General features: G+C 70.4%; 12 protein-coding genes. 6 read left to right on the forward strand and 6 right to left on the reverse strand.

What is annotated here, in order from left to right; genetic code table 11:
* Positions 1 to 17: 17 nt before the first annotated feature.
* The 3 genes from QNA09_RS01440 to kstD all read right to left on the reverse strand — a co-directional run bounded on the left by QNA09_RS01440 (position 18) and on the right by kstD (position 4,506).
* Entirely contained in the window at positions 18 to 1,763 is a 1,746-nt protein-coding gene (locus QNA09_RS01440) for a cholesterol oxidase substrate-binding domain-containing protein (RefSeq protein WP_048773370.1), read from the reverse strand.
* A gap of 119 nt (positions 1,764 to 1,882) precedes the next feature.
* Positions 1,883 to 2,743 carry a MaoC/PaaZ C-terminal domain-containing protein gene (locus QNA09_RS01445; RefSeq protein WP_010594513.1) on the reverse strand — a complete coding sequence of 287 codons (861 nt, stop codon included), beginning with the start codon at positions 2,741 to 2,743 and terminating at the stop codon, positions 1,883 to 1,885.
* A gap of 50 nt (positions 2,744 to 2,793) precedes the next feature.
* Positions 2,794 to 4,506 (reverse strand): 3-oxosteroid 1-dehydrogenase, encoded by a 1,713-nt coding sequence (kstD, locus tag QNA09_RS01450; protein WP_059174920.1) that lies wholly within the window; start codon positions 4,504 to 4,506, stop codon positions 2,794 to 2,796.
* A gap of 130 nt (positions 4,507 to 4,636) precedes the next feature.
* On the opposite strand from kstD, the gene QNA09_RS01455 reads away from it, so the two are divergent.
* The 4 genes from QNA09_RS01455 to QNA09_RS01470 all read left to right on the forward strand — a co-directional run bounded on the left by QNA09_RS01455 (position 4,637) and on the right by QNA09_RS01470 (position 9,281).
* Positions 4,637 to 5,422, forward strand: a complete 786-nt coding sequence (locus QNA09_RS01455) for a 2-keto-4-pentenoate hydratase (protein ID WP_102031943.1) — start codon at positions 4,637 to 4,639, stop codon at positions 5,420 to 5,422.
* 29 nt (positions 5,423 to 5,451) lie between these two features.
* A complete protein-coding gene (locus QNA09_RS01460; RefSeq protein ID WP_119699376.1) occupies positions 5,452 to 6,381 on the forward strand; it encodes an acetaldehyde dehydrogenase (acetylating) in 930 nt (309 codons plus the stop codon).
* 5 nt (positions 6,382 to 6,386) lie between these two features.
* Positions 6,387 to 7,445: a 4-hydroxy-2-oxovalerate aldolase gene (gene dmpG, locus QNA09_RS01465; protein ID WP_043823572.1), complete on the forward strand. Its 1,059-nt coding sequence runs from the start codon at positions 6,387 to 6,389 to the stop codon at positions 7,443 to 7,445.
* A gap of 207 nt (positions 7,446 to 7,652) precedes the next feature.
* The gene (locus QNA09_RS01470) at positions 7,653 to 9,281 is read left to right on the forward strand and encodes a transposase (protein ID WP_374121870.1); all 1,629 of its coding nucleotides are present in this window, start codon (positions 7,653 to 7,655) and stop codon (positions 9,279 to 9,281) included.
* A 154-nt stretch (positions 9,282 to 9,435) separates the two neighbouring features.
* Here QNA09_RS01470 and QNA09_RS01475 read toward each other — a convergent pair whose 3' ends face one another.
* Entirely contained in the window at positions 9,436 to 10,122 is a 687-nt protein-coding gene (locus QNA09_RS01475) for a response regulator transcription factor (RefSeq protein ID WP_119699377.1), read from the reverse strand.
* Positions 10,119 to 11,360, reverse strand: coding sequence for a sensor histidine kinase (locus tag QNA09_RS01480; RefSeq protein ID WP_010594507.1), 1,242 nt, complete (start codon positions 11,358 to 11,360; stop codon positions 10,119 to 10,121). Before QNA09_RS01480 ends, QNA09_RS01475 begins: the two co-directional genes overlap by 4 nt.
* Positions 11,361 to 11,579: 219 nt before the next feature.
* On the opposite strand from QNA09_RS01480, the gene QNA09_RS01485 reads away from it, so the two are divergent.
* Both QNA09_RS01485 and QNA09_RS01490 read left to right on the forward strand, forming a co-directional pair.
* A complete protein-coding gene (locus QNA09_RS01485; RefSeq protein WP_017680960.1) occupies positions 11,580 to 11,975 on the forward strand; it encodes a DUF6223 family protein in 396 nt (131 codons plus the stop codon).
* Positions 11,976 to 12,251: 276 nt separating this feature from the next.
* Complete coding sequence (locus tag QNA09_RS01490) at positions 12,252 to 13,760, forward strand: YdiU family protein (protein ID WP_017680961.1); 1,509 nt, start codon at positions 12,252 to 12,254, stop codon at positions 13,758 to 13,760.
* A 138-nt stretch (positions 13,761 to 13,898) separates the two neighbouring features.
* Here the strand turns inward: QNA09_RS01490 and QNA09_RS01495 are convergent, their stop codons facing one another.
* Complete coding sequence (locus QNA09_RS01495) at positions 13,899 to 14,543, reverse strand: dihydrofolate reductase family protein (RefSeq protein WP_010594504.1); 645 nt, start codon at positions 14,541 to 14,543, stop codon at positions 13,899 to 13,901.
* Between the last annotated feature and the right edge of the window lie 194 nt (positions 14,544 to 14,737).

Here is a 14,737-nt window from a genome sequence, read left to right on the forward strand (position 1 = left end):
TACGGGCCGGCCTCTCGTCAGGGCAGCAGCCGGTCGATGAAGCTGTTGCTGAAGATCCGGTGCGGGTCGAGGCGGTTGTACACCGCTCGCGCCGAGTCCCAGTTCTCGTCCGCGGGCACGCCCTCGCGGTAGGTGTCGGGCAGGACCTGCTCGACGATCCGCTGGTCCGTGTAGGGCAGCTCGGGACCGAACGCCCAGCCCTTGGACCATTCGGGACGGAACGTGGCGCTGCCGTTGTCGTAGTGTCCGCGCATCCACTGCTCCATCTCGCGGTAGAACGCGAACATCCCGGGTGTACCGGGCACCCCGAGCACGTTGAGCCAGATCGCGGTGTCCCATTCGGGGTGATCGGGTCGCGGGCGGGTCGCGGAGATGGTCGGCGGCCCGGCGGACGGGACCTGCACGTCGTCGGGCTGGTCGAGTCCGCAGCATCGGATCTCGACGGGGCCGTTGAGCGGGTACTGCCCCAGTGCCCGGTAGTGCTCGATGCGCTGATGGAACCACTGCGTGAAGTCGTGGATCACGTTCGCGATGTTGGCGCGGTTGGTGAGGACCGCGCCGCCGCCCTCCGTGAGCCGCAGGGTGGTGGCCTTGATGTAGAACTGCAGATCCTTCGACCAGCCCCAGATGTCGCTCGAGTTCGTGGCGGCGAGGCCCGCGACGGTGGTGTTGTAGTAGACCTGGCCGAAGGCCGGGGCGACGGCCGGATTCCCGGCGGTCATCTGCCCGAGCAGATCGGTGACCGGCTCGGGGACGTTGTCCGAGAACGGGTAGTTGTAGGGGCCGAACACCTCGCGGGACGTGGCCGGCCGTTCGGGGGCGAGGGACCACACCTTCATCCACGGCTTGTCGGTGAAGGGGTACCAGATCGCCTCCGCACGCCCGGAAGCGCGCACGAAGCTCTCGAAGGTGCGTCCGGCGGCGCCGGCGGGGGCGAAGAGTTCGCGCCAGTCGATGTCGGTGTAGCTCTGGCACCGCATCCGCGTGTTCGGCCCGGCCTGCAGGGTGACCGAGGTGACGAACGTGCGACCCAGGTGCGTGAGCAGTGCGGTGCTGTCGGCGTCCGCGCGCGTGACGGTGCGCAGCGCGTACTCGCTCCCGTTCCACGCCACCACGGTCAGTTCCGTGACGAGGTTGCTCAGCGAGCCGAACGTGTTCCCCGGCACCTGCGCTTCGCCGTCGGCGGGTAACGCGGCGCCGTGGGCGTTGACGGCCAGGGAACCGGCGACGGACAGTACGCCGGGCGCGGGAAGGTTGGCCCAGCCGAGTCCGTTCGCCTGCAGCGCCGTGGTGATCGCGTCGAGCGTCGCGCCCGCACCGGCGGTGACGGTGGCGGGTGCCGATCCGGGGTTCACCGACACTGCGTTCAGGTGCACCATCGTGTCCGCCAGGATCACCTTGTCGATCGGTGCGCCGTTGACGATGGTCAGCGGCGTCCACCCGTGCATCGCGCCGCGTGGCCGGATGGTGTACCCGTGGGCGTGGGCCCAGTTCGCGAGGCGGACGACGTCCTCGGGACTGCGCGGGGCGCAGGTCCAGATGGCGTCCAGCATGATCTCCTTGGACCAGTTCTGGTAGGCCTGCTGGTACAGGGCGATGCCGTCGGGGAAGGCGGCCGGGGTGGGCAGCGTGGCGCCGGACGAGCCGGCCGGCACGGCGTGGACGGGGGTCCAGCCGCCGAGCGCGGTGGCCGCGAGGGCACCCGCGCCGGCCGCGAGGAAACCGCGACGGGACAGGCGCAGGGGTTCGGTGCGAATCGTCATGGATGCGCTGCTTTCTCACCGCCCCGTGCCGGGACGGTGCTGGGGGAGGGCGGTGCTGGGAGAGGGCGGTGCTGGGGGAGGGCGGTGCTGGGGGAGGGCGGTGCTGGGGGAGGACGGGGTCAGGCGAGGGTGAGGACGACGTCGGTGAGGGCGGGGGCGAGGTCACGCTCGACCACCGCGGCTGTCGCGAGCACGCGGTCGCCGGTCCGCCAGGCGCGCACCCTCAGTGTCTCGCCGGGAAAGACGACGCCGGCGAATCGAGCCTTGAATCCCCGTACGGCCACGGCATCCCCGGCGAGGGCCGCATCCGTGATCGTCTTGCAGACGATCCCGTAGGTGCACAGCCCGTGCAGGATCGGGGCGGGAAATCCGGCGGCTGTCGCGAACTCCGGATCCGAGTGCAGCGGGTTGCGGTCGCCGCACAGCCGGTACAGCAGGGCCTGCTGCGGCAGCGTCGCGACGTCCACCTCGAAATCGGGTGCCCGGCCGGGAAGTTCGACGGACTCGGACGGTCCGCGTTCGCCGCCGAAGCCGCCCTCGCCGCGGGCGAAGATGGACGAACGGGCCGTCCACAGCGGACTACCGGCCGGATCTGTGGTCGTCGACTCCTGGACGATGACCGCGGCCTTGCCCTTGTCCCACACCTCGGCGATCCGGGTCACGGTGCGGCCCTTGCCTTCCGGCGGCAGGGGAGCGTGCACCGTCACCTCCTGGCTGCCGTGCACCACCTTCGCCAGGTCGATCTCGACACCCGGGAACGACACCTTCGGCGGCTCGGTCGCGTGGAACGTCGCCGCGACGGTGGCGAAGGTGGGCAGGACCTGCGGGTCGCCGTCGCGCAGGTAGCGGAGCTCACCGAGGTCGGTGGGACGGGCTCCGGCGCCGAGGCCGAGGTGATAGAGCTGGACGTCGCTGCTGCTCCAGGTGAATTCCTGGACGGGCAGTTCGGCGCCGAGCGCGACGGCGGGATCGATGGGCACGAATGAGCCTTTCTGTTCGGCGGACGGAGATCGGCGCGGCCGGGTGCGGGTCAGTGCTGTTCGACGGTCTCGGAGACCGGCGGCACCGCCGGCTGCTCCGGCCGGGCGAGTGCATCGAGGACCGCGAGATAGGCGAAGGTCATGGCCGGGCCGATCGTGGCGCCCGGTCCGGCGTACGTGTGGCCCATGACGGGACCGCTGGCATTGCCGGCCGCGTAGAGGCCCTCGATCACGGTCCCGTCCTCGCGCAGGACCCGGGCGTCGGCGTCGGTGCGCAGGCCACCCTTGGTGCCTAGATCGCCGGGCACCACCTTGATCGCGTAGAAGGGGGCTTTGTCGATGACGCCGAGACTCGGGTTGGGCTTGTTGCGCGGGTCGCCGTAGTAGTGGTCGTAGCCCGATTCCCCGCGCCCGAAGTCCTCGTCCCGGCCCGCCCGGGCGAAACCGTTGAAGCGTTCCACCGTCGCGGTGAGGGCGGCGGCCGGAACCCCGATCTTCCCGGCGAGCTCGGCGATCGAGCCGGCGCGGACGACGACACCCGCCTTCAGCCAGCGCTTGGGGAAGGGGCTGCGGGGCGTGATGCCGGCGAAGGTGTAGCGGTTGCGGTAGCGCTGGTCGAGGATCATCCAGCACGGGATGTTCTCGCCGGGCCCGTCGCCCCGGCCGTGCCGACCGCCGTACATGGCGTGCACCGCTTCGACGTACGGGGCGGATTCGTTGACGAAGCGCCGGCCCGCCGCGTTGACCATCATCGAGCCCGGCAGGCTGCGCTCGGACAGGGCGAACCACGGGCCGCCGGTGAGCGGGAAGGACGGGCCCCACCAGGCGTCGTCCATGAAATCGACGGCGGCGCCGAGGGACTGGCCCGCGCGGATGCCGTCCCCGGTGTTGGCCTTCGCGCCGACGGTCCACTCGGTGCCGATCGGCGCGCGCTGGTACTGCGTGCGCATCTGCTCGTTGTGTTCGAAACCGCCGGAGGCGATCACGACGCCGCGGCGGGCCCGGACGGTGCGCTGCTGTCCGTCCGACTCGACCCGCACACCGCGCACCACCCCGTCCTCGACGACGAGGTCCGTCAAAGCGGTGTTCAGCAGCAGCGGTACTCCGGCGTCACGCAGACCCATGCGGAGTCCGGCCATGAGTGCCTGGCCGCGGACCAGCAGGTGCCTTCTGCGGGCCCGCGCCCACAGGTACCGCACGCCGACCTTCGCGGCGCGGACCGGCCCGCGGGGATTGCGCATGAGCAGGTTGAGCCACTTGTAGTCGGCCTGGGTGATGACGAAGTTGGGTGGGCCCTTGACATAGTCGGGTTCGAGCAGGGCGAGGTCGTCGCCGAGTCGCTTGCCGTCGAACGGCTTCGGTTCGACGGACCGCCCGCCGAGCCGGCCGCCGGGGGCCTCGGGGTAGTAGTCGGAGTAGCCCGGCACCCACTGCAGTTCCAGGGCGCTGTGCTCCAGGACGAAGGACAGCATCTCGGGCCCGCGGTCGATGTAGGTGTCGATCTTGTCGGCGGGCACCACGTCGCCGATGATGCTGTGCAGGTAGGTGCGGGCCGCCTCCGGGGTGTCGGTGACGCCCGCCGCCCCGAGGACCTCGTTGTTCGGAATCCACACCCCGCCGCCCGAGCGCGCACTCGAACCGCCGTAGTGCGGTGCCTTCTCGACCAGGACGACGCTCGCGCCCCGGTGCGCGGCGGTCAGCGCGGCGGTCATTCCGCCGGCGCCGCTGCCGACGACGACGATGTCGTATTCCTGCTTGATCATGTAGAACACGTTATAGAATGATGGCGCGGTGAGTCCATCCCTTCTGCCAGGAAGATCACCCGCACACCACGCGTCGAACGGAAACAGGTTGCAGAACATGCCGGTCGCCGGTGAACAGGAAGGAACCGCAATGCTGCCGACGCAACTGCGCACCCGGCTGGCGGACGAGCTCGAGGCCGCCGAGCGCGACCGTACCCCCGTCGACCCGCTCGTGGCCCGGCACCCCGACATCGACGTCGTCGACGCCTACGAGATCCAGCTGATCAACATCCGGCGTCGCCTCGCGGCCGGTGCTCGCGTGGTCGGCCACAAGGTGGGGCTGTCGTCCCTGGCCATGCAGCAGATGATGGGTGTGGACGAGCCCGACTACGGTCATCTGCTCGACGACATGCAGGTCTTCGAGGACCGGCCCGTCGACACCTCGCGGTACTGCTTTCCGCGGGTGGAGGTCGAGGTGGCCTTCGTGCTCGGCAAGGACCTGCCCGGGGCGGACTGCGCCGAGAACGACGTCCTCGATGCCACCGTCGCGTTCGCGCCGTCCATCGAACTGATCGACAGCCGGATCAAGGACTGGAAGATCGGCCTCGCGGACACCATCGCCGACAATGCCTCGTCTGCCGGCTGGGTGCTCGGCACGCAGCGGGTCGCGCCGTCCGGCATCGACATCAAGGGCATCGACGCGGTGCTCACCCGCAACGGCGAACGGATCGCCGAGGGACGCAGCGACGCGGTGCTCGGCAATCCCGTCACCGCGGTCGCGTGGCTCGCCCGCAAGGTCGACAGTTTCGGGGTGCGGCTGAAGGCGGGCGACATCGTCCTGCCCGGTTCGTGCACGCGGGCGATCGATGCGCGCCCCGGCGACGAGTTCCACGCCGAGTTCGCGGGACTGGGCTCCGTCTCGCTCACGTTCTCGTGACCACCCGGTCCCGACTGCAAGGAGAAACCATGGCCAAGGCACGTGTCGCAATCGTCGGGTCGGGCAACATCAGCACCGACCTGCTCTACAAGCTGCAACGCTCGGATGTGCTCGAGCCTCGCTGGATGATCGGTATCGACCCCGCGAGCGAGGGACTCGCCCGCGCCCGCACGCTCGGCCTGGAGACGTCGGCCGAGGGGATCGACTGGTTGCTCGAGCAGCCGGAGAAGCCGGACCTGGTGTTCGAGGCGACGTCCGCATACGTGCACCGGGAGGCCGCACCGAGGTACGAGGCGGCCGGCATCCGGGCGATCGATCTCACCCCCGCGGCCGTCGGACCGGCCGTCGTGCCGCCCGCGAACCTCGGTGCGCACCTGGACGTGCCCAACGTCAACATGATCACCTGCGGCGGCCAGGCCACCATCCCGATCGTGCACGCCGTCTCCCGCGTGGTGGACGTGCCCTACGCCGAGATCGTGGCGTCCGTGGCGTCGGTATCCGCCGGTCCGGGCACCCGCGCCAACATCGACGAGTTCACCAAGACCACCAGCCGGGGCATCGAGACCATCGGCGGTGCCCGCAGAGGCAAGGCGATCATCGTCCTCAATCCGGCGGACCCGCCGATGATCATGCGCGACACCATCTTCTGTGCCATCCCCGAGGACGCAGACCGGGGCGCGATCGCCGAATCCATCCACCGCGTCGTCGCCGACGTGCAGCAGTACGTGCCCGGCTACCGTCTGCTCAACGAACCGCAGTTCGACGATCCGACCGTCGTGTCCGGCGGGCACGCCACCGTCACCACCTTCGTCGAGGTCGAGGGCGCCGGCGACTTCCTGCCGCCGTACGCCGGCAACCTCGACATCATGACCGCGGCCGCCACCAAGGTGGGCGAGGAGATCGCCCGCGCACTCCTCTCGGCGGACGCCCTCCCCTCGAACACCTCCGTGAAGGCGTGAATCCGATGACCGCTACCGACCGCCGCGACGACATCTTCTTCGAACCGTCGTGGGACATCCGCGTGACCGACACGTCGCTGCGCGACGGCTCCCACCACAAGCGTCACCAGTTCGACCGGGAGGAGGTGCGTGCCGTCGTCGCCGCCCTCGACCTCTCGGGCGTCCCCGTCATCGAGGTCACCCACGGCGACGGTCTCGGGGGCTCGTCGTTCAACTACGGGTTCTCGAAGGTGCCCGAGCAGGAACTGATCAAGATCGCCGTCGACACCGCCCAGCACGCGAAGATCGCGTTCCTCATGCTCCCCGGTGTCGGCATCAAGGAGGACATCGTCGAGGCGCAGGACAACGGCGCCTCGATCTGCCGCATCGCCACGCACTGCACCGAGGCCGACGTGTCCGTCCAGCACTTCGGGCTCGCCCGCGAGCGCGGACTCGAGACCGTGGGCTTCCTGATGATGGCGCACACCGTCACCCCGGAGAAGCTCGCCGAGCAGGCCCGCATCATGGCCGACGCCGGCTGCCAGTGCGTGTACGTCGTGGACTCGGCCGGCGCGCTCGTCCTCGAACAGGTCACCGAGCGCGTCGAGGCGCTCGTCGCCGAACTCGGCTCCGACGCACAGGTCGGATTCCACGGACATGAGAATCTCGGCCTGGGCGTGGCGAATTCGATCGCCGCGGTCCGCGCGGGTGCCAGGCAGATCGACGGGTCGGCCCGCCGGTTCGGCGCGGGTGCCGGCAACACCCCGGTCGAGGCGTTCGTCGGGGTGTGCGACAAGGTGGGGATCAAGACCGGCATCGACTTCTTCGCGATCGCCGACGCCGCGGAGGACGTCGTGCGCCCGGTGATGCCCGCCGAATGCCTCCTCGACCGTCAGGCCCTGATGATGGGCTACGCCGGGGTGTACTCGAGCTTCCTGCGCCACGCCGAGCGCCAGGCCGAGCGGTACGGGGTCTCCGCCGCGGAACTGCTGGTGCGGGCGGGCAAGCGCAAGCTCATCGGTGGCCAGGAGGACCAGTTGATCGACATCGCCCTCGAACTCCAGCGCGAGCAGCAGTCCGCCTGACCGACCGCCTGCCCGACCCCCGACCGACCCCCCGCCCGCCTGCCCGACCGAATGTCACATCGCGTCGATCCGAGGGGTTGTTGCAGAATCGTGGGTCGGCCCCGTCATGTCACGGCGGGGCTGACCTGCGGTTTCGTGTAGAATCCGTTGGTGGCCAAAGGATATCGACCCGTCGATCGTGACCAGCAGTTCCTGATCCCCCCGGACATGCGCGACTGGCTCGGCACCGACCATCCCGTGTGGACGGTCATCGACATCATCGACCGGATCGACACCACCGCATTCCATCGGACCGCCAAGACCGGTGGCGCCGGCCGTGCCGGCTACCACCCGGACATGCTGCTCACCTTGCTGGTGTGGGCCTGGTCCCGCGGGGAACGCTCCTCCCGCCGCATCGAACGGCTGTGCACCGAGGACGTGGCCTACCGGGTGATCTGCGCCCAGGACATCCCCGATCACGTGACGATCGCCCGGTTCCGCAAAACCCACGCCACCGCCTGCGAAGACCTGTTCACCCAGGTCCTGCTGCTGGCTGCAGCCCTGGGACTGGGCCGGCTGGAGACCATCGCGTTGGACTCGGTCAAGATCGCCTCCAACGCCTCGGCCGGCGCCAACCGCACCGAATCGTCGGTGCGGGCCGAAGCCGCCGCCCACGCCCGAGCAGTGGCGGCGGCAGCGGTGGCCGCGCATGCGGCCACCGATGCCGCCGAAGACGAACCCCACGATCACGGCGACCGCGGTTCCGGTTCGGTCCCACCGGCGTTGACCGACCCCCGGTCACGGGCAGCGCGGATCAGCGAGGCGATCGCCGCACTCGACGCTGCCCGCGCCGCCGACGAGCAGGCCCGGGCCGACAAGGACACCTCGGCCCGTCTGTATCTCGAGCAGGCCCGCGGCGGGCAGATGCCGATGGGTGCCCCGCCCGCCTCGGCGGCGGTCGCGGCAGCGGAACTGGCGTTGGAGAAGACCCTGGCTGCCCATGCCGCGAAAGTTCGGCGGTACGAGCAGCGGCGGGCCGAAGCGGCAGCGAAAGGCCACCGATACGGTGGCTGGGTGATCCGGCCGGCCGGGCAGGACCCGAAGGTGATCAAGGCCCGGGCACGTCTGGCTCGTGCCACCGCCGCAGCGGCGGCGGCGACTGCGGTCGCGGCGGCACGAGCCGATGCCGACACCGAGGGCCGGCCCGAGCGGGTGGTCAACACCACCGACCCGGAGTCCGGGTTGCAACCGTTGCGTGGTGGCGGCTGGGTGCAGGGGTTCAACTGTCAGGCCGTGACCAGCGGTGACGGGCTGATCATGGCGGTGTCGGTGGCGGCCAATCCCACCGATGCGCCGACGTTCGTGCCGATGATGCAGGCGGCGGTGGCCGCTGCCGGGTCGATCATCGCTGCCCGCCCCACCGGCACCGCCGATACGGACGGCACCGACGGCACCGACGGCGAGGGGATCGGGATGCTGCTCGCCGATGCCGGGTACTTCTCCGAAGCCAACATCACCGCGCCGGGACCGGACCGGTTGATCGCCCGCGGCAAGGCCCGCCACCTCGAACACGCGGCCCGGCACACACCGGTGTCTGGGCCGGCGCCGGTCGAGGCTTCACCGGTCGAGGTGATGGCCCACCGGTTGCGCACCGAGGAGGGAATCGCCACCTACCGCAAGCGTTCTCACATTGCCGAGACTCCGTTCGGGCATGCCAAACACAATCTGAATTTTCGGCGGTTCACCGGCCGGGGACTGGTCCGTGCCCGTGGTGAGTGGAGTTTTCATGCCGCGGTGCACAACATCGGCAAGATCCTCGCTGCGGTGGGTGGGGGCGGGTTGCCGGCCGCTGTGTGAGGCGGTGGTCCCGGGGCGGGAGACCCCGCCCCGGGACCGGCGCTTTGGTTCGCGGTCGCGGACCCTCGGCGATTTCGCAACAGCCCGCCGATCGACGCGATGTGACATTCGGCCCCCCGGGGGCGCGTCGCTGCGCTCACAGGCGGGGGATCGCTCACGGCTTCACGAGTCCTGTTCGGTAGGCGATGACGACCAGTTGCGCGCGGTCGCGAGCCCCGAGTTTCACCATGGCATGGCTGACGTGGGTACGGGCGGTGGCCGGGCTGAGGCAGAGTTCGGCGCCGATCTCCTTGTTGCTCATGCCCATACCTACGAGCGTCAGGACCTCACGTTCCCGGTCGGTGAGAACCTCGAGCCGACGATCGGCGGCCTTGTCGGCGGTGCGCTGTGCGGTGAACTGGGCGATGAGTCGGCGCGTGATGCGCGGTGCGAGCAGAGCCTCTCCGGCGGCGATCACGCGGATACCGTGCAGGAGCTCGGCGGGGCCGGCGTCCTTGAGCAGGAAGCCGCTGGCGCCGGCCTGCAAGCCTTCGAAGACGTAGGCGTCGGTGTCGTAGGTGGTCAGGATGAGGATGCGTACGTGCTGGAGCCCGGGGGTGGTGGTGATCTGCCGGGTGGCCTCGATGCCGTCCATCTTCGGCATCCGGATATCCATGAGGACGACGTCCGGGCGCACGGCGCGGGCCTGCTCCACGGCCTCGGCGCCGGTTGCGGCTTCCCCGACCACCGTGATGTCGTCCTCGACCTCGAGCAGGATCCTGAAACCGGACCGCACGAGATGCTCGTCGTCTACGAGCAGGACCTTGATGGGGGCGTCGGGGCCGGAGGCGCCCGGGTTCATGCGTTCACCGTTCCGGTCGGGGCCAAGGGCAGCCGGGCGGTGACGGCGAAGCCACCGCCCGGGAGCGGACCGGCGTCGAAGTCTCCGCCCAGGAGCTGGCAACGCTCGCGCATTCCCACGATCCCGTGTCCGCGTGTGCCCGTGCCGGCGAACCCACCGTCGGCACGGTCGGCTGCTTCCTCGGTGTCCCCACCGATGCGCGGGCCGTCGTTCGTCACGCGGACTTCCACGGCGTCGGGGCCGTAGTCGAGTACGACCGCGACCCGGGTCGGGCCGACGTGGCGAATCACATTGGTGATCGACTCCTGCAGGATCCGGTACACGGCGCTGCCGACCGCGCCGGGTACGGGCGGCGGGGGTGAGATCGTCTCCAACTCGACGTCGAGCCCGGCGTCGCGCGCCCTGGCGGTGAGTTCGCCGACCTGCGCGAGGCCCGGCGGCGGGAGGCGGTCGTCGCGGTCGTCGCGAAGGACTCCGAGGATGGCCCGCATCTCCTGCAGTGCCCGGGAACTGGTCTGCTCGATGGCCTCGAGCGTCCGGCGTGCTTGTTCGGGTCGCTTGTCCAGCACGTGCGCGGTGACCCCGGATTGCACGTTGATGACGGCGATGGCGTGCGCGACGGTGTCGTGGACCTCGCGTGCGATCCTGAGCCGTTCCTCGTCGACCCGGGCGCGTGCTTCGTCCTCACGAGAGCGTTCTGCCAGTTCGGCGCGCTCGAGCGCTTCCTCCGCGATGACTCTCCTCGAGCGGACGCTCTCCCCGAGGGCGGCACTCATGCCCGCGGCGCCGATCCGGAAGTACACCCAGCCGACCGCGGCGGGGGGCTCGATGTCGGCCGCGGCGAGCAGCCACACCGCGGACAGTGCTGCAATGCCGACCCCGGCCACCACCAGCGAGCGACGTCCGTCGCCGCGGGCGGTGAGGGTGTAGAGGGCCACGAACAGGCCCAGCCATGTGGGACCGTCCGGGAAATCGAGCGCGTAGTACACCATGCTCGCGAGCGCGGTCACGACGAACACTGCGACGGGACGGCGGCGGCGCCAGACCAGGACCGCGCCGCCGGTGACCAAGAGGAGGTAGCCGAGATTCCCGAGGTCGGACAGCGGGCGCAGCACGGCCTCCGGTTCCCCGCCGTTGCGGACGACCGTTCCCTGGACCTGCATCACCGTGATGAACACCGCCAGGAGCACATCCTGCGCCCAGGCGGGCGGGCGGAACAACGTGACGCGCTCCTGCATGGCGCGATCATATGGCTCCGGGCCGGGATGACAACTCCCCCGAACTGCGCAACCGCCTACGTCGAGGAGCGTGGTTGCGGGTGAGCGACCTACGTCGAACTCCGTATCCGCTGCCGCCCGCCGCCCGAGGACACCGCGTTTGCCGAGACACGACGATCGAGTGCGTCCGCTCAGCGACGGAGGCCTCCGGTAGCCGTCGTTCGACCGAAAGGATCCGCAATGCCTGTCCTCGACTTGCTTGCCGCACCGGCGACGACACAGGTCGTCGTTCTCGCTGCCGGCTACGAACTCGGCGTCGGACGAGCCGTGCCCACAGCGGCAGCCGTACTGGGGTTGATCAGCGCCGTCGCCGGGGGGCTGGCCCTGGCCCGATCCCGCCGGCCCGGCACCGGACCAGCCCGGACGATCGTGGCCGTGGTGCTGGGGCCGCTCAGCGTGATCGCCGGTGGAGTACACGGGGTCAACGCCGCCGGGGGCCTCGGCACCGGCAACGGGCTCGCCGGCGCCGTCGTCGCCGTGGCGCTGGGACTGACCGGCACGGTCCTCGGCGGGCTCGCTCTGGCTCGCGCTCGTCGCCGCTCCGGACATGGCTCCGGTCCCGCGCCCGCGTCGTGAGCGCCCGACCGGTCCGCCGGCGCGGGGTGCTGCGCAGTGACCCGGCGCCGCCCCCGACCGGCAGCCCCCCGTCTGCGCTCGCGGCGCACCCCTCGGCTCGCAGGCCCGCTGCTTACGCGGTGGGCCATGCCGACCGGCGCCGCCCCCGCGGGGTGACGAGCCCTTGCAGGCGAGTGCGGTGGGGCCTCGTGGTCCGGCGACGTCGGGCACCGGGCGGCCGGGTGTGTTCCCGGTCGTGAGCGGCGGGACAGGGTTGGGTGTGGTTACCCTCGACTGATGGCTGCATTCCCGGAGTCCACGGTGAGCACGAACTCGGCGGTGGCCGGCTTCGAAAGCACTTTTGCCGACGAGCTGGGTGCTCTGGCCGTGCCGTGGCAGGGTGTTCATGTTCCCGACCCGAAGTTGCTGGCGCTCAACGAGCGGCTCGCGGTGTCGCTGGGATGGGACGTGGAGGTGCTGCGGAGCGAGGCCGGGGTCGGGGTGTTGTCCGGATCGACGGCGCCGGCCGGGGCCACGCCGGTGGCGATGGCGTATGCGGGCCATCAGTTCGGTGGGTACGCGCCGCTGCTCGGGGACGGCCGGGCGTTGCTGCTCGGCGAAGTGGTGGGCAGTGACGGTCGGCGGGTGGATCTGCACCTGAAGGGCTCGGGGCCCACGCCGTTCTCTCGGGGCGGTGACGGCTACGCGGTCCTCGGCCCGATGCTGCGCGAGTACCTGGTCAGCGAGGCCATACACGCTCTCGGTATTCCCACGACGCGCGCGCTGTCGGTGGTCGCGACGGGCCGCCGCGTACGCCGGGACGGCGCACAGCCCGGTGCGGTGCTCGCCCGGGTCGCGGCCAGTCACCTGCGGGTCGGGACCTTCGAATTCGCGGCCCGACAGGAGGGAGTCCTGCAGCGGCTGGCCGACTACGCGATCGCCCGCCACTACCCGGAGGTGGCCGAGCTGCCGGCCACGGGGGAGGGCAGTCGCTACCTGGCATTCTTCGAGGCGGTGGTCGAGGCACAGGCAGCACTGGTGGCGCAGTGGACGCTCACCGGCTTCGTGCACGGGGTGATGAACACCGACAACACGACCATTTCGGGACAGACCATCGACTACGGTCCGTGCGCCTTCCTCGATGCGTTCGACCCCGCGGCGGTGTTCAGTTCGATCGATCACAGCGGCCGCTACGCGTTCGGCAACCAGCCGGCTGTCCTGAAATGGAATCTGGCGCGCTTCGCGGAAACACTGCTGCCGCTGATCGACACGACGCCGGAGAACGCGATCGGCGCGGTATCGGCAGTCCTCGACACCTTCGAGGAGCGGTACGAGGGCCACTACGCGGCCGGGATGGCGGCCAAACTCGGGGCGGCGGGCACACTCCTCGACCGTGCGCTCGTCGACGACCTGCTGAGGCTGATGGCCGGGCACGGCGCCGACTGGACGGGCAGCTTCCGTGCGCTCGCGGAAGAACTGCGGGGACATTCGACGCCGTTGCATGCCCTGATTCCCCGCGAGCGTATGGGGCCCTGGGTGCAGCGCTGGCGCGGCGCACTGACCGCACAGGGGCGCGAGGCGGTGGCGACCGCGGACGCGATGGACCGGGTGAACCCGCTGTACATCCCGCGCAATCATCAGCTCGATGCCGCGTTGCGGGCCGCGACCGACGGAGAGTTCGCCCCGTTCGAGAAGCTGCTCGACGTCGTCACGCATCCGTTCGATCGTCGCGACGAATGGTCCGACTACACCACCCCTGCCCCGCCGTCGTTCAGCGCAACCTTCCGAACCTTCTGCGGCACCTGACGCCCGAGTGCACGCCGCCGGGTACGACTGTGTTCGTCCCCGGGGGGGGGGCTACGTCGTCGGTGATGCGCCGAGGGGAACGACGGCGGCAGACCCGGCGGAGGCACCGCCGAGCACACGGACCCAGGTGGGGCGGGTTCAGCCGTCCCTCCCGGCGCCGCGGTCGGGGGCGCTCATGTCCCCGGTGCCGGGTATGCCGTCGGCGAGCGCGTAGCGCAGGTACACGGTGCCCGTCGGGCCGGCTACCGGCGGTGCGAGGAGAGTGAGGTTGGTGGGCACCGCGCCGGCGTCGAACACCTTCTTCCCGACGCCGAGCACGATCGGGTGCACCCACAGGTCGAGCCGGTCGAAGAGTTTCTCGCGCAGCAGGGTCTGGACCAGGTCCAGGCTCCCGACGACCTTGATGTGCTCGTGCCGGTCCCGGATCTCGCGCACCGCACCGGCCAGATCGGGGCCGAGCTGTGTGGATCCGGACCAGGAGAGGTCGGGCCGGCCGCGGGAGGCCACGTACTTCGGGACGCTGTTGAACAGTGTGGCGATGTCGTGGTCCTCGCCGCTGTGCTGGTGCGGCCAGTAGGCGGCGAAGATGTCGTAGGTCCGGCGGCCGAGCAGCAGGGCGTCGGTGCCGTCGTAGGCGGCCCCGATCTGCGCGCCGGTGACCTCGTCGAGCAGGGGCGCCTGCCACCCGCCGAACGGGAATCCTTCCGGGTCTTCGTCGGGGCCGCCGGGTGCCTGTCCGACGAGGTCGAGGGTGGTGAACAGTTCGATGTCGATCAGGCCCATGGCTCGGCTCCCGGTGAAGTGGTGTGTCTCCGTCGCAAAGGTAGACCCGTGGGAGGCGGCGGACTCATCGCTGTGACGGCATCTGACTTCATGCTCTTCGACCGACCTCGCGGTGCATCGGTCCCGGCCGGTCCTGCGGTGGCGTCCGTGCGGTGCCCGGCAGTCCGGGCTCGAGGGGCGGTGCACATCTCTCC

The organism is Rhodococcus sp. AH-ZY2 (assembly GCF_030916465.1).
Taxonomy (GTDB): Bacteria; Actinomycetota; Actinomycetes; order Mycobacteriales; family Mycobacteriaceae; genus Rhodococcus; species Rhodococcus ruber.